The following is a 21,022-nucleotide window of genomic DNA, read 5'->3' as shown; positions in this document are numbered from 1 at the left end:
GATGCCGAGGCCGCCCCTGTTGTTGCTGTTGTTGGCCTTGCTCGGTGGATGCGAGCGCGAGGAGCAACCTCGGGATGCCGAACGGGAAACGCCACAGTCGCAGCAACCGGCAGCGGAGCCCGTTGACGAGGCACAGGCGCCGCCTGATCTGGATATCGAGGTGGCGCCGGTGGAGCAGGCAGCGGAAACCGAGCCACCGCCTGTGCAGATCAGCATTCCGGAGCCCGAACCTCAGCCCGCGGCTCGACCGCGCCCCGCGCCAGCCAAGCAGCCGGAGAAGCCGGCCGAAGTCGAGCTCGTCGAGCCGGTGCTCGATCTACGCCTGCCGGAAGAGCTGGCCGAAGAGTTGCTGCCTGCGCCAAGCAGCGAATCCATCCGCCTGCTGCCGCCGCTTTTCGACGCGGCGAAACCGTCACGCTCGATGCAGATCGGCGGTCGCCTGATCTCGGGCGAAGACGATGACGAATCGCTGATCGAAGGTGCGGAAATCCAGTTCGAATTCAAGCGCTGATGCTGCTCCATCGGCGCGCCTAGCTCTGGCGCTCCGCTGCGTGCAACATCGTCCATAGGTCCTGCGCAGGCAGCGGATGGCTCATGTGGAAACCTTGCACCTCCGTGCAGCCGTCGTCGGTCAGCAGGCGCAGCTGTTCTTCGGTTTCCACGCCCTCGGCCGTCACCCGCATCCGCAGGCCACGGCCCAGCTCGATCAGGGCGCGGACGATGGAGTGATCTTCGATGGACTGGCCGATGCCGGCGACAAAGCTGTTGTCGATCTTGATCACGTCGAAGGGGTAGTGCCGCAAGGTGGTCAGGGACGAATAGCCGGTGCCGAAGTCGTCCACCGCGAGGCGAACACCCAGCGCCTTGATGCGCTTGAGCAACTCCAGGGTGTTCTGGGTTTCGCGCAGCAGTGCGCTCTCGGTCACCTCCAGTTCCAAGCGGTTGCCGGCAAGGCCGTTGTCCGCCAGTGCCTGGGTGATCTCTTCCAGCAGCCGATCATCATGCAGCTGAAGCGGTGAGAGATTGACCGATACCACCGTGTCGCCCGGCCAGCGCGCCGCCTGCTGGCAGGCCTGACGCAACACCCAGCGGCCGAGCGGGATGATCAGCCCGGTTTCCTCGGCCAGCGGGATGAACTGCTCGGGTAACAGCATGCCGCGTTGCGGATGATCCCAGCGCACCAGTGCCTCAGCGCCAATGATGTACAGGCCCTGGCTCTGGTAACGCGGCTGGTAGTGCACCTCGAGCTGCTGCTCGGTGATCGCCACGCGCAGTTCCTCTTCGCGGCGCAGCCTTTCATGCAGGCGCTGATCCATCTCCCGGCCGTAGGCGCGCCAGGTGCCTCTGCCGGCGTCCTTGGCCTGGTAGAGCGCGATGTCGGCGCAGCGCAACAGTTCATTGGCCTGGTTGGCGTCGGTCGGTGCCAGCGCCACGCCGATGCTGGCGCCGATGCTGATCTGCTGATCCTCGTAGATGAACGGAGCGCTCAGCGCATCGATGATTCGGTTGCACAGCCGATCGATATCGTTGTCTTCGCCCATGCGATGGAGCACGACGACGAACTCGTCGCCGCCCAGGCGCGCCACCAGGTCGCCATCGCGGGTGCGCTCGCGCAGACGTGACGCGACGCCGATCAGCACCTCGTCGCCGGCCGCATGGCCAAGGGTGTCGTTCACCGGTTTGAAGCGGTCGAGGTCGATATACAGCAGCGTCAGGGTCGAGCCGCTACGCAGCGAGGCCAGGTTCTGCTCGAGGTAGTCACGCAGGCGGCTGCGGTTGGGCAGCCCGGTCAGTGCGTCATGCTGCGACAGGTATTGAACCCGCGCCTGTGCCCGGGTCTCCTCGGTCACGTCGCTGGCGGTGCCGCGGTAGCCGAGCAGCTTGCCGTCGTGCTGGATGGTGCGCGCAGCCAGCCGGCAATAGCGCTCGCAGCCATCGGCGGCGCGGTAGCTGCTGCGCAGCGGTGCGCTGTGGGGCGCCTCGAGCCAATTTTGCAGCGCCGCGCTGTCGGTGATCAGCAGCTCCAGCAGCGGGCGGCCCAGCCACTGTGCCGGTTCGTGGCCGGTGATCTGCCGGAAACGGTTGGAAAGGAAGGTCAGGCGGGCTTGTTCGTCGGTCTCCCAGATCCAGTCGGAGGCCGCTTCCGCCACATCGCGGAAGCGCTCCTCGCTCTCGGCCAGCGCTGAGCGGCTGGAGGCGAGTCGTGCGTAGCTGACGTCGAGCAGGTGCATCACGCGCAGCGCATGGCGCACCAGCAGCCAGGCCAGCAGCCCAAGGCCGAGCGCCACGGCGGCGAGAACGGGCAGGGTGACCAGAAGCAACAGGCGCCCCGGCTGTGGCGCCGTCCAGGTGAAGTGAACGGCTGTTCCATCCTCCAGCGTCTGGCTGATGATCGGCCCGGTCTGGTCCGACGGCTCGCCGAGCAATCGCAACTGCTCCACAGCGTACTGCCCGCCGATAGCTTCCAACCGCGCCGTGTCGAGCACATCGACGAAGACGAGCGTGGATGGTGGTCCTTCGTGCTCTTCGATATCTGCCCCACCCGTGGCCAGCGACGCAGCCGCGACCACCGCGGGTTGCCCGTCGACCCAGAGCAGGGCCGAGGCGCCGGCGTCATTCTCAGCCGCAGCACGGGCCCGCGTCAGCAGCTCGGGCAAGCCGTGCTGCAGATACTGGAACGCATCCACCGACTGCAGCTTGCCCTGGATGACGGCGTACGGGGTTTCGCCCGTCGGGGTGATCACCAGTACCGCCTCGTAGTCGAAATCCTTGTACAGCGAAGGGCCAAGATTGGCCTGCGTGAATGCCCAGTTCACATCGACCTGCTGATTGAGGTGCACGTACGCGTCGCCCCAGAAGGCGTAGTCGACGATGGAGCGGTTCATCCATTCGTGCTGTGCCTGCAGCGCCTTGCCAGCGAGAAAACGGCTCTGTTGCAGGGCGTCCTGGTCGATCTTGCGGGCGATATGAACGACCGCGAAAGCGGCCGCGACGATTGCCGCCACCAGCAGCGCGACCATGCCGGGGAGAATGCGACGGGCAAAGATCGCCTTGGCCTTCGGGTTGGTCGGGCCGTCAACGGGGAGGGGAGATTGCATTAAGAAAGTCCTGCCAGAACTGCATGATCGCGGCAAACGGGCATAGTGCCACTATTGAGTGCGGCGGGCATCTGTAAACGTCTGCCGGTACCTGCGCCCGGCATCGGTCGGCGCTCAGCGGTCGCGCGACTCCTGTGCGTCGGCCTCGGCATTGCGCTGGGCAATACGCTTCTTCTGCTCGTCGGTGAGCGGAATTTTCCGGGCCGTGGAGCGCAACATCAACAGACTGCCGACGATCGAGCCGAGCGCGACGACCAGAATCAGCCAGAAATACCAGGGCATGGGTTCCTCCAGGCAGGCGAGCGGTGGGTGGGTTCACGCACTTTACTTGGGTGCGCCCGAGCGGTCACCGTTTTGCTGATCATGCCTGTTTGGACCCTGCGCCGAGGCTTTCGTCGCATGGGACATTTTCTGCGACAATGCGCGCCGAATTTCTCGAGGACATGCCATGACCTGCCAGACTCCGATTATCGTAGCGCTCGACTTCCCCTCCCGCGATGCCGCACTGGCATTGGCCAGGCAGCTCGATCCGCGGCTGTGTCGGGTGAAGGTCGGCAAGGAGCTGTTCACTCGCTGCGGCCCAGCGATCGTCGAGGCGTTGCAGGCAATGGATTTCGAAGTCTTCCTCGACCTCAAATTCCATGACATCCCCAACACCACGGCGATGGCGGTGAAAGCCGCTGCCGAGCTGGGTGTGTGGATGGTCAACGTGCATTGCTCCGGTGGCCTGCGGATGATGGCGGCCTGTCGCGAGACCCTGGCCGGCATGGCCGGCCCCGCGCCGCTGCTGATTGGCGTCACCGTTCTGACCAGCATGGAGCAGGACGATCTGGCCGGCATCGGCTTGGATGTCGCGCCGCAGGAGCAGGTACTGCGTCTGGCCGGTCTTGCCGCCCAGGCGGGGCTGGACGGACTGGTGTGTTCGGCCCAGGAAGCCGTGCCGCTGAAAGCGCAGTTCCCGGCGCTGCAACTGGTTACACCGGGTATCCGGCCTGCGGGTAGTGCCCAGGACGATCAGCGCCGGATTCTGACTCCGGCTCAGGCCATGGCGGCGGGGTCCGATTATCTGGTTATTGGTCGCCCGATCAGCCAGGCCGCGGACCCGGCGAGCGCGCTGGCCAGCGTGGTAGCCGAGCTGGCGTAAGCGCGAACGAGAAGGCCGAGCCACTGGGCTCGGCCTGTGACTTCACCTCGTTACGCTCAGCTGACCTTAAGGACCAGCTTGCCGAAGTTGCCGCCGGTGAACAGCTTCATCAGTGTTTCGGGGAAGGTCTGCAGGCCCTCGATGACGTCCTCCTTGCTCTTGAGCTTGCCGCTGGCCAGCCACTCGGCCATGTCGCGCATCGCTTCGGGGTAGCGCGAAACGTAGTCGGTGACCACCATGCCCTCCATCCGTGCGCGGTTGACCAGCAGCGACAGATAGTTGGACGGGCCCTTCACCGCTTCCTTGTTGTTGTACTGGCTGATGGCGCCGCAGATCACTACCCGCGCGCCGACGCTCAGGCGCTGCAGCACCGTGTCGAGGATGTCGCCACCGACGTTGTCGAAGTACACGTCCACGCCTTTCGGGCACTCACGCTTGAGCGCCGCGGCCAGGTCCTCGTTCTTGTAGTCGATGGCGCCATCGAAGCCGAGCTTCTCGGTGAGGAACCGGCACTTGTCCGCGCCGCCAGCGATGCCGACCACGCGGCAGCCCTTGATCTTCGCGATCTGCCCGGCAATGCTGCCGACCGCGCCGGCGGCCCCGGAAATCACCACGGTCTCGCCGGCCTTTGGCTGGCCGACCGACAGCAGTGCGAAGTAGGCGGTCATGCCGGTCATGCCCAACGCCGAGAGATAGCGCGGCAGTGGTGCCTGTTGCGGATCGACCTTGTAGAAACCCTTCGGCTCGCCAAGGTAGTACGCCTGCACGCCCAGGGCGCCGTTGACGTAATCACCTTCCTTGTAATCGGGATGCTGCGAGGCGATCACCTTGCCCACGCCCAGTGCACGCATCACCTCGCCGATGCCGACCGGCGGGATGTAGGACTTGGCGTCGTTCATCCAGCCACGCATGGCCGGATCGATGGACAGATACTCGACCTTGACCAGAATCTGATTCGGTCCGGGCTCGCCCAGCGGTTTCTCGACGAACTCGAAGGTCTCGCGGGTCGGTGCACCGACAGGTCGCTGGGCGAGCAGGAATTGCTGGTTGAGCAGGGTCATGAACGTTTGCCTCGTAGTTGCGAAAGGTTTGGTGTAGCTCGCCCTGCGCGCAGCTGCAAGGGACGTCGGAGCGCTGGAATGCACAGGCATCCACTTCGGTGATATGACCGCGGCGGCGGTGAAATGCCCGTACGCATGAGGGTATAAAGTCTGACCGGGACGCCTGGCGTGGTCATTTCAGGCACAAAGCGAGTCGAAAATCTTCGGGAAGAACAATCATGAGCATGACATTCTCCGGCCAGGTCGCCCTGGTGACGGGCGCGGCGGCCGGCATCGGTCGCGCCACGGCGCTCGCATTCGCCCAGCAGGGGCTCAAGGTGGTACTGGCGGACATCGACGAGGCGGGCATCCGCGACGGCGCCGAGGCCATTCGCGCCGCGGGTGGTGAGGCGATCGCCGTTCGTTGTGACGTGACGCGCGACGAGCAGGTCAAGGCGCTGATCGAGCAGACGCTGGCGCAGTACGGCCGCCTTGATTATGCGTTCAACAACGCCGGCATCGAGATCGAGCAGGGGCGCCTGGCCGAGGGCAGCGAAGCGGAGTTCGACGCGATCATGGGCGTCAACGTCAAGGGTGTCTGGCTGTGCATGAAGCATCAGCTGCCGGTCATGCTCGCCCAGGGCGGCGGAGCGATCGTCAACACCGCATCGGTCGCGGGGCTCGGTGCCGCGCCGAAGATGAGCATCTATGCGGCGTCCAAGCATGCGGTGATCGGCCTGACCAAGTCGGCGGCGATCGAGTACGCCAAGAAGCAGATTCGCGTGAACGCCGTCTGCCCGGCCGTGATCGATACCGACATGTTCCGCCGCGCCTATGAAGCCGACCCGCGCAAAGCGGAGTTCGCGGCCGCCATGCACCCGGTCGGGCGCATCGGCAAGGTGGAGGAGATCGCCGCGGCTGTGCTCTATCTGTGCAGCGACGGCGCCGCGTTCACCACGGGCCACGCCCTGGCAGTGGATGGTGGTGCGACGGCGATCTGACGACGCACCCGACGCTGCCTGGCCGGACACCCCCTTCAGCGCCGCTCAGTTGCGGCGGCGCAGAATCAGCAAGGTGATTACCCCCGCGATCAGGCCCCACAGCGCCGCGCCGATGCCGAACAGCGTCAGCCCCGATGCCGTCACCATGAAGGTGATCAGCGCTGCTTCGCGCTCGTTGGGCTGCTGCATCGCCTGGGTCAGCCCCGAACCGATCGAGCCGAGCAGGGCCAGCGCCGCGATGGACAGCACCAGCGCGGCCGGAAAGGCCGCGAACAGCGCCGCCAGCGTCGCACCGAAGATACCGGCGATGCCGTAGAACACGCCGCACCAGGCTGCTGCGGTGTAGCGTTTGCCTGGGTCGGGGTGCGCCTCCGGGCCGGCGCAGATCGCCATGGTGATCGCCGCCAGATGGATGCCGTGGGAGCCGAATGGGGCCAGCAGCACCGAGGCGATGCCCGTTGTCGAGATCAGTGGCGAAGCCGGCACCTGATAGCCCTCGGCGCGCAGCACGGCAAGCCCCGGCATGTTCTGCGAGGCCATTGCGATAACGAACAGCGGGATGCCGATGCTGAATACGGCAGCGAAAGAGAACGCCGGGGTGGTCCACACCGGCACCGCTATCTGCAGGCTGAAGCGCTGGAAATCCAGCAGGCCGGTAACCTCGGCGATCAGGCAACCCACCAGCAGTGCGGCCAGCACTGCGTAACGTGGCTGCAGGCGCTTGGCCAGCAGGTAGCTGAAGAACATGCCGAGCACCAGCACCGGCTGGACACCAACGGCGCGGAAGATTTCGCTGCCGATGTTGAACAGCACGCCTGCCAGCAGCGCGGCGGCCAGGGACGCCGGTACCCGCCGCATGAGGCGGTCGAAGCTGCCAGTGATGCCGCACAGCGCGATCAAGGCCGATGCGAAGATGAAGGCGCCGATCGCTTCGGCATAGGGGACGCCGGGCAGGCTGGTGATCAGCAGCGCGGCGCCGGGCGTCGACCAGGCAACCACCACGGGCGTGCGATAGCGCAACGACAAGCCGATGCTGCAGATCGCCATGCCGATGGACAGCGCCCAGATCCACGACGAGATCTGTCCGGCGCTCAGCCCGGCCGCCTGGCCCGCCTGGAACATCAGCACCAGTGAACTGGTGTAGCCGGTGAGCATGGCAATGAAGCCGGCGACGACAGTGGATGGCGAGCTGTCGCTCAGAGGACGCAGGGCGCTGCGACTGATTTCGTTCATTCTTTGCTGTTCTTCTGCTGAGCGATGGGAGGCCGACGGCCGCCGCAGCCTATGGTACAAGCCTAGGGGGCTGCGCTGGCCAGCGTCCCGGTACAGCCAAAGGCGCGTTGGGCGTAACAGTCGGCAATGGCTGCTGCCTATCATCGCCCCGCCAGGCGCTTCACCTGCGAACTGGCACCCTTGTTGCTATCTAGTCTTTGCTCGCCGCGCGATGCGTCAAAAAAACCGCGGCTGTTGGAGGATTAGATGAGTCAGGGCGTTCAATTCAATCGCTTGATGCTGGAAATGCGGGCCATGCAGACCGATGCCATGGCGCGTTCCAAGCCGGAGGTCCAGACCCAGGAGGTCGGCGCGCCGAGCTTTTCCGACATGCTTGGCCAGGCGGTGAACAAGGTGCACGAAACCCAGCAGGTTTCGAGCCAGCTCGCCTCTGCCTTCGAGATGGGGCAGGGCGGCGTCGACCTGACCGAAGTGATGATCGCCTCGCAGAAGGCCAGCGTTTCCTTTCAAGCCATGACCCAGGTGCGCAACAAGCTGGTTCAGGCTTACCAAGACATCATGCAGATGCCGGTGTGAGGCGGATTGAATCATGGCTGAAGCGGTGAGCAACGTTCCGGTGCCGGCAACCCCCGAGGGTGGCAAGAAGCCCTTGCTGGGCCTGTCGTTCCTGGAAAACCTTTCGGAAATGTCCATGCTGCGGCAGATCGGCCTGTTGGTCGGGCTGGCGGCCAGCGTGGCGATGGGTTTTGCCGTGGTGCTCTGGTCGCAGCAACCCGATTACCGCCCGCTGCTCGGCAGCCTGGCGGGAATGGATGCCAATCAGGTGATGGAAACCCTCGCTGCCGCGGACATCGCCTATACCGTCGAACCCAATTCCGGTGCCCTGCTGGTCAAGGCCAATGATCTGGCGCGTGCCCGCCTGAAGCTCGCAGGCGCCGGCATCGCACCGGCCGACAGCAACATCGGTTTCGAGATTCTGGACAAGGATCAGGGCCTCGGCACCAGCCAGTTCATGGAGGCGACCCGTTATCGCCGTGGCCTCGAGGGTGAGCTGGGTCGTACCATTTCCAGCCTGAACAACGTCAAGGGTGCTCGTGTGCACCTGGCGATTCCGAAAAGCTCGGTATTCGTGCGCGACGAGCGCAAGCCCAGCGCTTCGGTTCTGGTGGAACTCTATCCAGGGCGAGCGCTGGAGCCGAGCCAGGTGATGGCCATCATCAACCTGGTTGCCACCAGCGTGCCGGAGCTGAACAAGTCGCAGATCACCGTGGTCGACCAGAAGGGCAACCTGCTCTCCGACCAACAGGAGCTGACCGAGCTGAGCATGGCGGGCAAGCAGTTCGACTACAGCCGCCGCATGGAAAGCCTCTATACCCAGCGTGTGCACAATATCCTGCAGCCGGTGCTTGGCAGTGGCCGCTACAAGGCGGAAGTCTCGGCGGATGTGGATTTCAGCGCGGTTGAATCCACCTCGGAGACCTTCAACCCGGACCAGCCGGCGCTGCGCAGCGAGCAGAGCGTCAATGAACAGCGCCAGAGCAGCCTGCCGCCGCAAGGTGTGCCGGGTGCCCTGAGCAACCAGCCGCCGGGCCCGGCTTCGGCTCCCGAGCAGGCCAATCAGGCCGCTGCGGCCGCCGGTGCCGTGGCGCCCGGCCAACCGCTGGTGGACGCCAACGGTCAACAGATCATGGACCCGGTGACCGGCCAGCCGATGCTGGCGCCGTTCCCGGCAGACAAGCGCGAGCAGGCCACGCGCAATTACGAGCTCGACCGTTCCATCAGCTACACCAAGCAGCAGCATGGCCGCCTGCGCCGCCTGTCGGTGGCGGTGGTAGTCGACGACCAGATGTCGCTCAATGCGGCTGGCGAGATGGTGCGCGTGCCGTGGAATGCCGACGATCTGGCGCGCTTCACCCGGCTGGTACAGGACGCCGTTGGCTTCGACGCCAGCCGCGGCGACAGCGTCAGCGTGATCAATACCGCCTTCGTCGCCGACAGCTTCGGTGAAACCTTCGAGGAGATTCCGTTCTACTCGCAGCCCTGGTTCTGGGATGTCGTCAAGCAGGTGCTCGGCGTGCTGTTCATCCTGGTCCTGGTGTTCGGTGTACTGCGCCCGGTGCTCAAGAGCCTGACCAATCCGAACGCCGGTAAAGAACTGCAGGTGGCCGGCATGCCCGGTGAACTGGGCGAGGACGAAGGTCTGGATGGCGGCCTGACCAACGACAGGGTCAGCCTGAGCGGTCCGCAGAACATCCTGCTGCCAAGCCCCAGCGAGGGATATGAAGCCCAGCTGAACGCGATCAAGAACCTGGTGGCCGATGACCCGGGACGGGTAGCCCAGGTGGTGAAAGAGTGGATCAACGCCGATGAGTGACAATCGAGTTCCAGCCAAGCTCAACAAGGTCGACAAGGCTGCCATCCTGCTGCTCTCGCTGGGCGAGACCGATGCGGCGCAGGTGCTGCGCCACCTCGGTCCGAAAGAGGTCCAGCGCGTCGGTACGGCCATGGCGCAGATGCGCAACGTGCAGAAGGCACAGATCGAGCAGGTGATGAGCGAGTTCGTCGAGATCGTCGGCGACCAGACCAGTCTGGGCGTTGGCTCCGACGGCTACATCCGCAAGATGCTCACCCAGGCACTGGGCGAGGACAAGGCCGGCGGCCTGATCGATCGTATCCTGCTGGGCGGCAACACCAGCGGTCTGGACAGCCTGAAGTGGATGGAGCCGCGCGCCGTGGCCGATGTGATCCGCTACGAGCATCCACAGATCCAGGCCATCGTGGTGGCCTATCTCGATCCGGATCAGGCCGGCGAGGTGCTGTCCCACTTCGACCACAAGGTGCGCCTGGACATCGTGCTGCGCGTGTCTTCGTTGAATACCGTGCAGCCCGCCGCCCTGAAGGAATTGAACCTGATCCTGGAGAAGCAGTTCTCCGGCAGCACCAATACCAGCCGCGCCAGCCTGGGCGGCGTGAAGCGGGCGGCCGACATCATGAACTACCTGGACAGCTCCATCGAAGGTCAGCTCATGGACGCCATCCGCGAGGTGGACGAGGACCTGTCTAGCCAGATCGAAGACCTGATGTTCGTCTTCGACAATCTCGCCGAGGTCGACGACCGTGGCATCCAGGTGCTGCTGCGTGAGGTATCCTCCGACGTGCTGGTGATGGCGCTCAAAGGCGCCGACGACGGCATCAAGGAGAAGGTCTTCAAGAACATGTCCAAGCGCGCCGGTGAGCTGCTGCGCGACGATCTGGAGGCCAAAGGGCCGGTACGTGTCAGCGACGTGGAAAATGCCCAGAAGGAAATTCTCACCATCGCTCGTCGCATGGCCGAGGCCGGGGAAATTGTCCTGGGCTCCAAGGGCGGCGAAGAGATGATCTAACCAGGACAACACCTCACACATGGCGAAGGACAACCCCAGCGACCTCATTCGCGCGAAAGACGTCAGCCTGTTCGATCGCTGGTCGCTGCCCAGTTTCGACCCGCAGGGCGAGGAAGAGGAGCTGCCGTCAGCGCCCAGCGTGGAGGAAACGGTCGAAGAGTTGGCGCGTAGCGAGGACGTGCCGGTCGAGGAAGTCAAACCGCTGACGCTCGATGAACTCGAGGCGATTCGCCAGCAGGCCTATAACGAAGGCTTCGCCACTGGCGAGAAGGATGGCTTCCATGCGGGCCAGCTCAAGGCCCGGCAGGAGGCCGAGGCGTCTCTGGCGCCGCGGCTGCAGAGCCTGGAGCGGCTGATGGAGCAGCTGCTCGAACCGATCGCCGATCAGGACCGCAACCTCGAGCATGCCATGGTCACGCTGGTCAGCCACATGGCGCGTGAGGTGATCCAGCGCGATCTGCTGATCGACTCCAGCCAGATTCGCCAGGTGCTGCGCGAGGCGCTGAAGCTGCTGCCCATGGGTGCCAGCAACGTGCGCATTCACGTCAATCCGCAGGACTTCGAGCTGATCAAGGCGCTGCGCGAACGCCACGAGGAAAGCTGGCGCATCCTCGAGGACAGCAGTCTGTTGCCAGGCGGCTGCCATATCGAAACCGAGCACAGCCGTATCGATGCCAGCATCGAAACGCGCCTGACCCAGGCCATCAAGCAACTGTTCGAGCAGCAGCGGGAGAACGCCACCCATCCGCCGGCTGCCGACCTGAATGTCGATCTGGACGTGTCCGATGCGCCTTGAGCGGGTCAGTTTCGCCAAACGTTTCGAAACCTATGAAGCGGCGATCAAGCTGCCCAGCCAGCCGCTGCTTGAGGGCCGTCTGCTGCGCATGGTCGGCCTGACACTGGAGGCCGAGGGGCTGCGGGCGGCGGTCGGCAGCCGTTGCCTGGTGATCAACGACGACAGCTATCACCCGACCGAGGTCGAGGCCGAGGTGATGGGCTTCTCCAGCGGCAAGCTGTATCTGATGCCGGTCGGCAGCCTGGCCGGTATCGCGCCAGGGGCGCGGGTCGTGCCGCTGGTCAACACCGGACGCCTGCCCATGGGCATGTCCATGCTCGGTCGCGTGCTCGATGGCGCTGGGCGCGCCCTGGATGGCAAGGGCGGCATGCGCGCCGAGGATTGGGTGCCGATGGATGGTCCGGTGATCAACCCGCTCAAGCGCCATCCCATCAGCGAACCGCTGGATGTCGGCATCCGCAGCATCAATGGCCTGCTCACGGTCGGGCGCGGCCAGCGACTCGGGCTGTTCGCCGGCACGGGTGTCGGTAAGTCGGTGCTGCTGGGCATGATGACGCGCTTCACCGAGGCCGACATCATCGTCGTCGGGCTGATCGGTGAGCGTGGTCGCGAGGTAAAGGAATTCATCGAGAACATCCTCGGCGAAGAGAGCATCAAGCGCTCGGTGGTGGTCGCCTCGCCGGCCGACGATGCGCCGCTGATGCGTCTGCGCGCCGCGCAATACTGCACACGTATCGCCGAGTACTTTCGCGACAAGGGCAAGAACGTGCTGCTGCTGATGGACTCACTGACCCGCTACGCCCAGGCCCAGCGTGAAATCGCCCTGGCCATCGGCGAGCCGCCGGCAACCAAGGGTTATCCGCCGTCGGTATTCGCCAAGCTGCCCAGCCTGGTCGAGCGCGCCGGCAATGCCGAGCGGGGCGGGGGTTCCATCACCGCGTTCTATACCGTGCTCTCCGAGGGCGACGATCAACAAGACCCGATCGCCGATGCCGCGCGCGGTGTACTCGACGGCCATATCGTGCTGTCGCGTCGGCTGGCGGAGGAGGGCCATTACCCGGCCATCGACATCGAGGCTTCCATCAGCCGGGTGATGCCGCAGGTGGTAAGCGCCGAGCACGTTCGCGCTTCGCAGCGCTTCAAGCAGCTCTGGTCGCGTTACCAGCAGAGCCGCGATCTGATCAGCGTCGGCGCCTATGTGCCGGGTGGCGATCCGGAGACCGACATGGCCATTGCACGGCAGGCCGAAATGGTCAGCTACCTGCGTCAGGGGCTCGATGAAAGCGAGGGGCTGAGCCAGAGTGCCGCGCAATTGGCTGCGGTGTTCACCCCCCGGCAGGCGGGCTAATCGATGGCGGCCAGTCGGGCGGCGCGCCTGGCGCCGGTCATCGAGATGGCCGAGCGCGCCGAGCGCGACGCCGCGCGGTTGCTGGGGCAGGCACAGACCCAGCTGACGCAGGCCGAGGGCAAGCTGGCCGAACTCGAGCAGTACTTCCGCGACTATCAGCAACAGTGGATGCAGCAGGGCAGCCAGGGCGTATCCGGCCAGTGGCTGATGAACTACCAGCGCTTCCTGTCCCAGCTCGAGTCGGCCATCGGCCAGCAGCAGCGTAGTGTCAACTGGTATCGCGACAACCTGCTCAAGGTGCGCCAGCAGTGGCACCAGCGGCACGCGCGGGTGGAAGGCCTGAGCAAGCTCATCGAGAGCTATCAGCGCGAAGCCCGTATCGCGGCGGACAAGCGCGAACAGAAACTGCTCGACGAATTCGCCCAGCGTCTGGCCGGTCGTTCACGGGAACACTGAGCGGCACCGGCTCTGTTTCGCGGCAGCACGAGGCGGCTCCGGCGGGATTCGTGCTTGCCGCGCCGAGGCTTGAATGATAAATCTTCACCCGTTCAACGCGGCGGTCGCCGATCGGGTTATGAATAGCGGTTCGGTCCCGCCCTGTCAGTTCGCTGGCCTGGATCGCTGCCTTTTCAGCCGGTGTGCGGCTGCCCAACTCGCATAATCAACGATGGCTGCCAACGAAGCGGCCGTCGAGATGTTCCGGATCAGGGAGTGCCACATGACCATTACCTCGCAGCCTTCGGCAGATGGGCAGGAGCTGACCATAGCCATCAGCGGACGCTTCGACTTCAATGCGCATCAGGCCTTCCGCGACGCCTACCAGCGTCAGGACGTGAGCCCGCAGCGTTATGTGGTCAATCTGCAGGGCACCACCTACATGGACAGCTCGGCGCTGGGCATGCTGCTGCTGTTGCGCGACCATGCCGGCGGCGACGAAGCCGACATCCGCCTGCTGAACTGCAGCCCGGACGTACGCAAGATCCTCTCGGTTTCCAACTTCGAACAACTGTTCGTGATCGCCTGACATGCCCATGCGGCTGTCGATCCTCATCGCCGAGGACAGCCCGGTCGATCGGATGCTGCTGTCCACCATCGTCGGCAAGCAGGGGCACCGGGTGCTCACCGCCGCCGATGGTCTTGAAGCGGTACAGCTGTTCGAGCGCGAGAAGCCGCAGCTGGTGCTCATGGACGCGCTGATGCCGCTGATGGATGGCTTCGAGGCGGCCCGGCGCATCAAACAGTTGGCCGGCGATGAGCTGGTGCCGATCATCTTCCTGACTTCGCTGACCGAGCATCAGGCGCTGGTCAGTTGCCTTGAGGCAGGGGGTGACGACTTTATCGCCAAGCCGTACAACCCCATCATCCTCGAAGCCAAGATCCAGGCCATGCATCGCCTGCGCCGTCTGCAGGCCACCGTGCTCGAGCAGCGCGATCTGATCGCCCGGCGCAACCAGCAGCTGCTCGACGAGCATCGTGCGGCCAAGGCGATCTTCGACAAGGTCGCTCACGCCGGTTGCCTGAGTGCGCCGAACATCCGCTACCGGCAGTCCCCGCAGGCGCTGTTCAACGGCGATCTGCTGCTGGCGGCCCACGCGCCGGCTGGGCAGATGTTCGTGCTGCTCGGCGATTTCACCGGCCATGGCCTGCCGGCGGCGATCGGCGCGATGCCGCTGGCCGAAACCTTCTACGGCATGGCCGCCAAGGGCTATTCCAGCACCGACATCCTTCGCGAGATCAATGCCAAGCTCAAACAGATCCTCCCGGTGGAGATGTTCTGCTGCGCCACGCTGCTGGATATCGACGCCAAGCAGGGCACCCTGCGCGTGTGGAACGGCGGGCTGCCGGATGGCTACCTGATTTCGGCCGATGGCCGGCGTACCGCGCTGGTTTCCCGGCATCTACCGCTGGGCGTCGTCTCGGCTGAGAAGCTTGATGACAAGTTCGAACACTATCCTGTGGCGCCGGGCGATCGGCTTCTGCTGCTTTCCGATGGGGTCGTGGAGAGCCGCAATGCCGACGACGAGCTGTTCGGTGAGCAGCGGCTGCTGGCCGCCCTGGAAGCCAATCGGGATCCCGCGACGGTGTTCGACGAGATCGAACAGGCGCTCCTGGATTTCCATGGGCAGCCGCACGACGACCTCAGTCTGGTCGAGGTCGTGGTGAGCAGGGACGCGCTCCCTATGCCGCCGACTGTCTCGGCCACGGCGCATCGCTCCCGGCCAATGGACTGGTCGATCCGCGTCGAGCTGCGGGCCGAGAGCCTGCGCAACGGCAATCCACTGCCTTCGCTGCTGCAGATCCTGTTACAGGTCAACCAGCTGCGCTCGCGTGCCGGTGCCATCTACACGGTGCTGGGCGAGCTGTATTCCAACGCGCTGGAGCACGGGGTGCTGGGGCTGGACTCGTCCCTCAAGTGCGACGCCGAGGGCTTCAAGCGTTACTACGAGCAGCGCCAGCAACGCTTGCAGTCGCTGGTGGACGGGCATGTTCATCTCGAGCTGACGATCAAGACCGACAGCACAGGCGGTCGCCTGCGCATCTGCATCGACGACAGCGGTGCAGGGTTCGATGTCAAAAAGGCGCTGCAAGTCCAGCTCGGCACCGATCGTTTCAGTGGCAGGGGGCTGCATCTGGTACGCCGGCTGAGCGACGGATTCGACTGGCAGTCGGACGGGCGCGGGCTGAGCGTGGAGTTCGTCTGGCAGGCTGAGGCATAATCCACCGCTTTCGACTGGAGTGCCGCGGTGTCCAACGCTCATCTCGACAGCGCCGTGCTGGCCACGCTGCAGGATGTAATGGAGAGTGAGTATCCGGCGCTGCTGGATACCTTTCTCGCCGATTCCGAAGAGCGGGTTCGGCTGCTTCGCCAGGCATGTCAGGCTGACCAGGCCGAGGCGCTGCGCCGTGCCGCACACAGTTTCAAAGGCAGCTGCAGCAACATGGGTGCGACCCTGCTGGCCGAATTGTGTCAGGAGCTGGAAACCGCGGCTCGGGAGGAGCAGCTGGTCAGAGCGCCGGCGCTCATCGAGTCCATCGAGCGCGAGTTCGCCATCATCGGCATCCTGTTTCGTGCCGAGCGCCAGCGCTACGGCTGAGCGGCCAATTCTCTGACGCAGCCGCTCGTCGCCGGCCAGGCGATGCGGCCGAACCTGCCCGTCAAGCGCGCGGTTCAGCTTGTTCCGACAGGGCATCGCTACGCTGGCCCGGAACTTGCTCCGTTTCCCGCCACGATCCATCCGTAGCGGAATCTCCTCATGGCCGTTTCCCCCGACCTGTTGCTCAAATCCCCGACCGTCGATGCGCGACCCAAAGCCGCGACCAAGGCGCCTGATACGCCGCGCGACGGTCGGGACAACGGCAACGCCAGCTTTTCCGATGTCTACGCCAAGGAGCGCCAGGCCAAGCCGGTCGACCGACCCGCGCGCAACGATGGCGCTCGTGACAAGTCCGTCGAGGACAAGGGGCGGCAAGAGGCCGCCGGCGCAACCAGTGACGAAAAGCCGGCGGTTGCCGAGAGCGGCAATACCTTGCCTGCCGAAACAGTGACGGACGAGGCGCCCGACAGCGAGCTCGACCCATTGCTGCTGCTCGGTCTGGGCGCCCAGTTGGTGGCCGCGGAAGACGTACAGCCGGCGACGGATGCAGGCGGTGAGACGCTTCTGTCCGGCTTGCCGGTCGCGCAGCCGCCGATTGCTGCCGCCATCGATCAGACGATGGAGGAGACACTCTCTGCGGGGCTGCCGACGCTGGACGAAGCGTCGAGCGCGCTGCCGAAGGCCGTCCAGGCACAACCACAGAACCCGCTCGTGGACGCTCAGGCAAAGGCCGAAGTGGATGACGGTTTCGCCAGTCTATTGGCCGGCCAGTCCGCCGATACGCCTGAAGAGCCAGAGCTGGAGCTGGCAACCAAGGAGCTTCTGGAAAGCCTCGAGGGGCCGAAGGAGAGCCGCAGCTCGAGTTCCGCAGAGCCAGCTGCGGCTCGCCTGAACCCGTTGAGCCAGGCCATCGCCCAGCAGGTCCAGCAGCCGCAGCGACCGGCGCTGGTTCCTGGCCAGCCGGTGCAGATGCAGCAGGCCGGCTGGAGCGAGGCAGTGGTGGATCGGGTGATGTGGCTGTCCAGTCAGAACTTGAAGTCCGCCGAGATCCAGCTCGATCCGGCTGAGCTTGGTCGCATGGAAGTGCGGATCGATCTGACCAAGGATCAGGCCCAGGTGACATTCCTCAGCCCTCATGCCGGTGTGCGTGACGCCCTTGAAGGCCAGATGCAGCGCTTGCGCGAAATGTTCACCCAGCAGGGCATGAGCCTGATGGATGTCAACGTCTCCGATCAGTCCCTGGCCCGCGGCTGGCAGGGCGGTGGCGAGGGTGGTTCGTCCCGCGGCGGAGCTTCGGCAGAGGACGAAGAAGAACTGCAGGTCGGTGTCAGCGAGATCGCCAGCAACCGGGCCACGGGCGATCGTGGCCTGGTGGATTACTACGCCTAAGGCGCCCCCCGCCAATATCTTCCGACGCCGGCGCAGCCTCGAGGCTGGCGCCGGCCTGTCGCCGCCCGTCGTGCTTGTCGCTGTCCCGGGCCCGGCGCAGAGGTTGTCGTCTTCGATTTCCTGATACCTTGTCCGAGCCGCATTTGGCTGGCGCCCGTAGCCGTGCCGGTGAAAGGACGTTGGCACAGCTGTTGCTCCGAACTCGCAAAACCCACAACGAAACGCTGTTGATGACGGATATTTGGCATGGCAAAGAAACAGGCTCCCGCAGCGGTGCCGCCCACCGGGCCGGATGCGGCGCCAGCGGGCAAGGGGCGACTGAAACTCATCATCCTGATCGTGGTCGCCATGTTGGTGGCCGTAGGACTTTCCGTGGGCGGCACCCTGTACTTCATGAGCAAGGGCGACGATCTGGAAGGCAGCAAGACGCAGGAGGCGGCGACTACCGTTTCCGGCAAGCAGCCGGCCATCTACGAGGTGCTCATGCCGGCGTTCGTGGTCAACTTCAACCACAAGGGGCGGCAGCGCTACATGCAGGTGAGCATCGCTTTGATGTCGCGTGATCAGGCGGCACTGGATGCGCTCAAGGTGCACATGCCGCTGTTGCGCAATCGTCTGGTCATGCTGCTGTCCAGCCAGGATTTCGAGGCGTTGAAAACGCCGGTAGGCAAGGAGATGCTGCGTCAGCAGGCGACTGCCAGCGTGCAGGAGCTGGCGCAGAAGGAAATTGGCAAGCTTGCCATCGAGCAAGTGCTTTTCACCAACTTCGTATTGCAATAGAAGGCTGCCGCAGATGGCTGTTCAAGACCTGCTCTCGCAAGACGAGATCGATGCGCTCCTGCACGGGGTCGACGACGGTCTGGTGGATACCGAAAGCGATTCCGAGCCGGGGTCCATCAAGAGCTACGACCTGACCAGTCAGGACCGTATCGTGCGCGGGCGCATGCCCACGCTGGAGATGATCAACGAGCGTTTCGCCCGTTATACCCGCATCAGCATGTTCAACCTGTTGCGCCGCTCGGCCGATGTCTCGGTGGGCGGCGTCCAGGTGATGAAGTTCGGCGAGTACGTGCATTCGCTGTACGTGCCGACCAGCCTCAACCTGGTGAAGATGAAGCCGCTGCGTGGCACGGCATTGTTCATCCTCGACGCCAAGCTGGTATTCAAGCTGGTGGACAATTTCTTCGGAGGTGACGGGCGCCACGCCAAGATCGAGGGCCGCGAGTTCACCCCGACCGAGCTGCGCGTCGTGCGCATGGTGCTGGATCAGGCCTTTGCCGATCTGAAGGAAGCCTGGCACGCGGTGCTGGACGTCAACTTCGAGTACGTCAACTCGGAGGTGAACCCGGCGCTGGCCAACATCGTCAGCCCCAGCGAGGTGGTGGTGGTGTCCACCTTCCACATCGAGCTGGACAGTGGCGGCGGTGATCTGCACGTGACCATGCCCTATTCGATGATCGAGCCGATCCGCGAGATGCTCGATGCCGGTTTCCAGTCCGATGTCAGCGACCAGGACGAGCGCTGGGTCAAGGCTCTGCGCGAGGACATCCTGGACGTCAATGTTCCGCTGGGCGCGACGGTTGTGCGCCGCCAGCTCAAGCTGCGCGACATTCTCAACATGCAGCCCGGCGATGTGATTCCCGTGGAAATGCCGGAAGACATGATCATGCGCGCCAATGGCATGCCGGCCTTCAAGGTCAAGCTGGGTGCCCACAAGGGCAACCTGGCATTGCAGGTGCTGGAACCCGTGGTTCGCCCACGCTGAACCAGCCCTTTACTCAATTCGAGCCGATCGAGGATTAGCGATGGCAGACGAACGCGACACTACATCTCCCGAGGAACAGGCGCTGGCCGACGAGTGGGCAGCGGCCCTGGCCGAGGCGGGCGATGCCTCCCAGGACGATATCGATGCGCTGCTCAACCAAGGGCCGGCAGCGGCGGCGCCCGCCGCACCCGCGGCGCCGCGCGCGCCGCTGGAGGATTTTGCCAGTGCGCCGAAATCCAATGGTATGCAGCTGGGGCTGGACGGCCCGAACCTGGACGTCATCCTCGACATTCCCGTATCGATTTCGATGGAGGTCGGCAGTACCGAGATCAGCATCCGCAATCTGCTGCAGCTCAATCAGGGCTCGGTGGTGGAGCTCGATCGACTGGCCGGCGAGCCACTGGACGTACTGGTCAATGGGACGCTGATCGCCCACGGCGAAGTGGTGGTGGTCAACGAGAAGTTCGGTATCCGGCTGACCGATGTGATCAGCCCCACCGAACGCATCAAGAAGTTGCGCTGACATGCGTGGCCTGGCAATTCTGGCCGCGCTCGTGGCGCTTCCGGTGTGGGCGGCGGAGCCGGCAACGAGCATGAGCAGCGCGAGCATGGGCGCGCAGCTGAGCAAGCTGTTGCTCGGCCTGCTGCTGGTGATCGGTCTGATCTTCCTGCTGGCCTGGCTGCTGCGCCGTGTACAGCAGCTCAATCCGCGTGGCGCCCAGGTGATCAAGCTGGTCTCCAGTCAGGCGCTGGGGCCGCGTGAGCGGCTGGTGCTGGTGCAGGTCGGTGGTGAGCAGATTCTCGTCGGCCTGAGTGGCGGGCGCATCACGCCGCTGCATGTGATGCGCGAGCCGGTGCACCTGCCGGATGCCGAGCCGGCCAACCCTGAATTCGCCCAGCGTCTGATGGAGCTGCTCGGCAAGGATCACAAGGACAAGCCTTGATGTTGCGCATTCTGCTGCTGGCCACGCTGATGCTGGTCGGCCCTCTGGCCATGGCGCAGGAGCCTTCCGGCATCCTGGCGCAGGGCAACAATCCGCTGTCGATCCCGGCGATCACCCTGACCACCGATGCCGAGGGGCAGCAGGAGTATTCGGTCAGTCTGCAGATCCTGCTGATCATGACGGCGCTAAGCTTCATCCCGGCGTTCGTCATGCTGATGACCAGCTTCACCCGGATCATCATCGTCTTCTCGATCCTGCGTCAGGCGCTGGGGCTGCAACAGACGCCGTCGAACCAGATCCTCATCGGCCTGACGCTGTTCCTCACGCTGTTCATCATGGCGCCGGTGTTCGACCGGATTAACCAGGACGCGCTGCAGCCCTATCTGAGCGAGCAGATTCCGGCACAGGAGGCGATCGCCCGCGCCGAAGTACCGCTGAAGAACTTCATGCTGGCGCAGACCCGCGAGAGCGACCTGGAGCTATTCGTGCGGCTGTCGCAGCGCACCGACATCGCCTCGCCGGAAGCCGCACCGATGACCATCCTGGTCCCGGCGTTCGTGACCTCCGAGCTGAAAACAGCGTTCCAGATCGGTTTCATGATCTTCATTCCGTTCCTGATCATCGACATGGTGGTGGCCAGCGTGCTGATGGCGATGGGCATGATGATGCTGTCGCCGCTGATCATCTCGCTGCCGTTCAAGATCATGCTGTTCGTGCTGGTGGACGGCTGGGGGCTGATCATCGGCACCCTGGCCGGCAGCTTCGGCACGCTTTAGGGAAGGACGC

The 21,022-nt window shown here is 64.5% G+C and carries 22 protein-coding genes; 18 read left to right on the top strand and 4 right to left on the bottom strand.

Translation table 11 applies throughout. The features are described 5' to 3' along the window. Position 1: 1 nt before the first annotated feature. Positions 2–511 (top strand): hypothetical protein, encoded by a 510-nt coding sequence (locus tag VF716_RS01385; protein WP_011913709.1) that lies wholly within the window; start codon positions 2–4, stop codon positions 509–511. 19 nt (positions 512–530) lie between these two features. On the opposite strand, the gene VF716_RS01380 is transcribed toward VF716_RS01385, so the two are convergent. Continuing rightward, positions 531–3,098, bottom strand: coding sequence for a bifunctional diguanylate cyclase/phosphodiesterase (locus tag VF716_RS01380; protein WP_011913708.1), 2,568 nt, complete (start codon positions 3,096–3,098; stop codon positions 531–533). A gap of 114 nt (positions 3,099–3,212) precedes the next feature. After that, complete coding sequence (locus VF716_RS01375; protein ID WP_011913707.1) at positions 3,213–3,380, bottom strand: DUF2897 family protein; 168 nt, start codon at positions 3,378–3,380, stop codon at positions 3,213–3,215. A gap of 166 nt (positions 3,381–3,546) precedes the next feature. On the opposite strand from VF716_RS01375, the gene pyrF reads away from it, so the two are divergent. Next, positions 3,547–4,242, top strand: coding sequence for an orotidine-5'-phosphate decarboxylase (pyrF, locus tag VF716_RS01370; RefSeq protein ID WP_017243975.1), 696 nt, complete (start codon positions 3,547–3,549; stop codon positions 4,240–4,242). A gap of 56 nt (positions 4,243–4,298) precedes the next feature. On the opposite strand, the gene VF716_RS01365 is transcribed toward pyrF, so the two are convergent. After that, positions 4,299–5,303, bottom strand: a complete 1,005-nt coding sequence (locus VF716_RS01365) for an NADP-dependent oxidoreductase (protein WP_011913705.1) — start codon at positions 5,301–5,303, stop codon at positions 4,299–4,301. A 218-nt stretch (positions 5,304–5,521) separates the two neighbouring features. Between VF716_RS01365 and VF716_RS01360 the strand changes: the two genes are divergently transcribed. Next, positions 5,522–6,283 carry an SDR family oxidoreductase gene (locus VF716_RS01360; protein ID WP_011913704.1) on the top strand — a complete coding sequence of 254 codons (762 nt, stop codon included), beginning with the start codon at positions 5,522–5,524 and terminating at the stop codon, positions 6,281–6,283. A gap of 45 nt (positions 6,284–6,328) precedes the next feature. On the opposite strand, the gene VF716_RS01355 is transcribed toward VF716_RS01360, so the two are convergent. Continuing rightward, positions 6,329–7,516 (bottom strand): benzoate/H(+) symporter BenE family transporter, encoded by a 1,188-nt coding sequence (locus VF716_RS01355; protein WP_285531538.1) that lies wholly within the window; start codon positions 7,514–7,516, stop codon positions 6,329–6,331. Between the two features lie 246 nt (positions 7,517–7,762). Here VF716_RS01355 and fliE point away from each other — a divergent pair, with 246 nt between their 5' ends. The 15 genes from fliE to fliP all read left to right on the top strand — a co-directional run bounded on the left by fliE (position 7,763) and on the right by fliP (position 21,012). Beyond that, a complete protein-coding gene (fliE, locus tag VF716_RS01350) occupies positions 7,763–8,092 on the top strand; it encodes a flagellar hook-basal body complex protein FliE (RefSeq protein WP_011913702.1) in 330 nt (109 codons plus the stop codon). Between the two features lie 13 nt (positions 8,093–8,105). After that, positions 8,106–9,890 carry a flagellar basal-body MS-ring/collar protein FliF gene (fliF, locus tag VF716_RS01345; protein ID WP_049326201.1) on the top strand — a complete coding sequence of 595 codons (1,785 nt, stop codon included), beginning with the start codon at positions 8,106–8,108 and terminating at the stop codon, positions 9,888–9,890. Further along, complete coding sequence (fliG, locus tag VF716_RS01340; RefSeq protein WP_011913700.1) at positions 9,883–10,899, top strand: flagellar motor switch protein FliG; 1,017 nt, start codon at positions 9,883–9,885, stop codon at positions 10,897–10,899. The genes fliF and fliG overlap by 8 nt, the downstream gene beginning before the upstream one ends. Positions 10,900–10,918: 19 nt before the next feature. Then, the gene (gene fliH / locus VF716_RS01335) at positions 10,919–11,695 is read left to right on the top strand and encodes a flagellar assembly protein FliH (protein WP_011913699.1); all 777 of its coding nucleotides are present in this window, start codon (positions 10,919–10,921) and stop codon (positions 11,693–11,695) included. Beyond that, complete coding sequence (fliI, locus tag VF716_RS01330; protein ID WP_041755571.1) at positions 11,685–13,043, top strand: flagellar protein export ATPase FliI; 1,359 nt, start codon at positions 11,685–11,687, stop codon at positions 13,041–13,043. The genes fliH and fliI overlap by 11 nt, the downstream gene beginning before the upstream one ends. A gap of 3 nt (positions 13,044–13,046) precedes the next feature. Beyond that, positions 13,047–13,499 carry a flagellar export protein FliJ gene (gene fliJ, locus VF716_RS01325; RefSeq protein WP_011913697.1) on the top strand — a complete coding sequence of 151 codons (453 nt, stop codon included), beginning with the start codon at positions 13,047–13,049 and terminating at the stop codon, positions 13,497–13,499. A gap of 262 nt (positions 13,500–13,761) precedes the next feature. Further along, positions 13,762–14,067: an STAS domain-containing protein gene (locus tag VF716_RS01320; protein WP_011913696.1), complete on the top strand. Its 306-nt coding sequence runs from the start codon at positions 13,762–13,764 to the stop codon at positions 14,065–14,067. Position 14,068: 1 nt separating this feature from the next. After that, complete coding sequence (locus VF716_RS01315; protein WP_185749480.1) at positions 14,069–15,760, top strand: ATP-binding SpoIIE family protein phosphatase; 1,692 nt, start codon at positions 14,069–14,071, stop codon at positions 15,758–15,760. A 27-nt stretch (positions 15,761–15,787) separates the two neighbouring features. Next, positions 15,788–16,138: an Hpt domain-containing protein gene (locus VF716_RS01310; RefSeq protein WP_125882013.1), complete on the top strand. Its 351-nt coding sequence runs from the start codon at positions 15,788–15,790 to the stop codon at positions 16,136–16,138. Positions 16,139–16,297: 159 nt separating this feature from the next. Further along, complete coding sequence (locus tag VF716_RS01305) at positions 16,298–17,527, top strand: flagellar hook-length control protein FliK (protein WP_440551404.1); 1,230 nt, start codon at positions 16,298–16,300, stop codon at positions 17,525–17,527. A gap of 246 nt (positions 17,528–17,773) precedes the next feature. Further along, positions 17,774–18,307 carry a flagellar basal body-associated protein FliL gene (gene fliL, locus VF716_RS01300; RefSeq protein WP_011913692.1) on the top strand — a complete coding sequence of 178 codons (534 nt, stop codon included), beginning with the start codon at positions 17,774–17,776 and terminating at the stop codon, positions 18,305–18,307. 13 nt (positions 18,308–18,320) lie between these two features. After that, positions 18,321–19,292, top strand: a complete 972-nt coding sequence (gene fliM / locus VF716_RS01295; RefSeq protein WP_013983226.1) for a flagellar motor switch protein FliM — start codon at positions 18,321–18,323, stop codon at positions 19,290–19,292. A 40-nt stretch (positions 19,293–19,332) separates the two neighbouring features. Then, the gene (fliN, locus tag VF716_RS01290; RefSeq protein ID WP_013983225.1) at positions 19,333–19,815 is read left to right on the top strand and encodes a flagellar motor switch protein FliN; all 483 of its coding nucleotides are present in this window, start codon (positions 19,333–19,335) and stop codon (positions 19,813–19,815) included. A 1-nt stretch (position 19,816) separates the two neighbouring features. Next, positions 19,817–20,236 carry a flagellar biosynthetic protein FliO gene (gene fliO / locus VF716_RS01285; protein ID WP_017243980.1) on the top strand — a complete coding sequence of 140 codons (420 nt, stop codon included), beginning with the start codon at positions 19,817–19,819 and terminating at the stop codon, positions 20,234–20,236. Beyond that, on the top strand, positions 20,236–21,012 hold the full coding sequence (gene fliP, locus VF716_RS01280; RefSeq protein WP_013983223.1) for a flagellar type III secretion system pore protein FliP: 777 nt from the start codon (positions 20,236–20,238) through the stop codon (positions 21,010–21,012). Before fliO ends, fliP begins: the two co-directional genes overlap by 1 nt. The last annotated feature ends 10 nt before the right edge of the window (positions 21,013–21,022 follow it).

The organism is Stutzerimonas sp. Brlt_14, assembly GCF_051948915.1.
GTDB classification, from domain to species: Bacteria; Pseudomonadota; Gammaproteobacteria; order Pseudomonadales; family Pseudomonadaceae; genus Stutzerimonas; species Stutzerimonas stutzeri.
This window is presented reverse-complemented; position numbering and strand designations above follow the sequence as displayed.

What these genes read in the sequence shown, in the direction of transcription:
- fliJ (WP_011913697.1), top strand. Translation starts at nt 13,047, where the DNA reads ATGGCGGCCAGTCGGGCGGCGCGCCTGGCGCCGGTCATCGAGATGGCC.
- fliM (WP_013983226.1), top strand. Translation starts at nt 18,321, where the DNA reads ATGGCTGTTCAAGACCTGCTCTCGCAAGACGAGATCGATGCGCTCCTG.
- fliN (WP_013983225.1), top strand. Translation starts at nt 19,333, where the DNA reads ATGGCAGACGAACGCGACACTACATCTCCCGAGGAACAGGCGCTGGCC.
- fliL (WP_011913692.1), top strand. Translation starts at nt 17,774, where the DNA reads ATGGCAAAGAAACAGGCTCCCGCAGCGGTGCCGCCCACCGGGCCGGAT.
- fliF (WP_049326201.1), top strand. Translation starts at nt 8,106, where the DNA reads ATGGCTGAAGCGGTGAGCAACGTTCCGGTGCCGGCAACCCCCGAGGGT.
- fliP (WP_013983223.1), top strand. Translation starts at nt 20,236, where the DNA reads ATGTTGCGCATTCTGCTGCTGGCCACGCTGATGCTGGTCGGCCCTCTG.
- fliG (WP_011913700.1), top strand. Translation starts at nt 9,883, where the DNA reads ATGAGTGACAATCGAGTTCCAGCCAAGCTCAACAAGGTCGACAAGGCT.
- VF716_RS01385 (WP_011913709.1), top strand. Translation starts at nt 2, where the DNA reads ATGCCGAGGCCGCCCCTGTTGTTGCTGTTGTTGGCCTTGCTCGGTGGA.
- VF716_RS01305 (WP_440551404.1), top strand. Translation starts at nt 16,298, where the DNA reads ATGGCCGTTTCCCCCGACCTGTTGCTCAAATCCCCGACCGTCGATGCG.
- pyrF (WP_017243975.1), top strand. Translation starts at nt 3,547, where the DNA reads ATGACCTGCCAGACTCCGATTATCGTAGCGCTCGACTTCCCCTCCCGC.
- VF716_RS01375 (WP_011913707.1), bottom strand. Translation starts at nt 3,380, where the DNA reads ATGCCCTGGTATTTCTGGCTGATTCTGGTCGTCGCGCTCGGCTCGATC.
- fliO (WP_017243980.1), top strand. Translation starts at nt 19,817, where the DNA reads ATGCGTGGCCTGGCAATTCTGGCCGCGCTCGTGGCGCTTCCGGTGTGG.
- VF716_RS01380 (WP_011913708.1), bottom strand. Translation starts at nt 3,098, where the DNA reads ATGCAATCTCCCCTCCCCGTTGACGGCCCGACCAACCCGAAGGCCAAG.
- VF716_RS01365 (WP_011913705.1), bottom strand. Translation starts at nt 5,303, where the DNA reads ATGACCCTGCTCAACCAGCAATTCCTGCTCGCCCAGCGACCTGTCGGT.
- fliH (WP_011913699.1), top strand. Translation starts at nt 10,919, where the DNA reads ATGGCGAAGGACAACCCCAGCGACCTCATTCGCGCGAAAGACGTCAGC.
- VF716_RS01355 (WP_285531538.1), bottom strand. Translation starts at nt 7,516, where the DNA reads ATGAACGAAATCAGTCGCAGCGCCCTGCGTCCTCTGAGCGACAGCTCG.
- VF716_RS01315 (WP_185749480.1), top strand. Translation starts at nt 14,069, where the DNA reads ATGCCCATGCGGCTGTCGATCCTCATCGCCGAGGACAGCCCGGTCGAT.
- fliE (WP_011913702.1), top strand. Translation starts at nt 7,763, where the DNA reads ATGAGTCAGGGCGTTCAATTCAATCGCTTGATGCTGGAAATGCGGGCC.
- fliI (WP_041755571.1), top strand. Translation starts at nt 11,685, where the DNA reads ATGCGCCTTGAGCGGGTCAGTTTCGCCAAACGTTTCGAAACCTATGAA.
- VF716_RS01320 (WP_011913696.1), top strand. Translation starts at nt 13,762, where the DNA reads ATGACCATTACCTCGCAGCCTTCGGCAGATGGGCAGGAGCTGACCATA.
- VF716_RS01360 (WP_011913704.1), top strand. Translation starts at nt 5,522, where the DNA reads ATGAGCATGACATTCTCCGGCCAGGTCGCCCTGGTGACGGGCGCGGCG.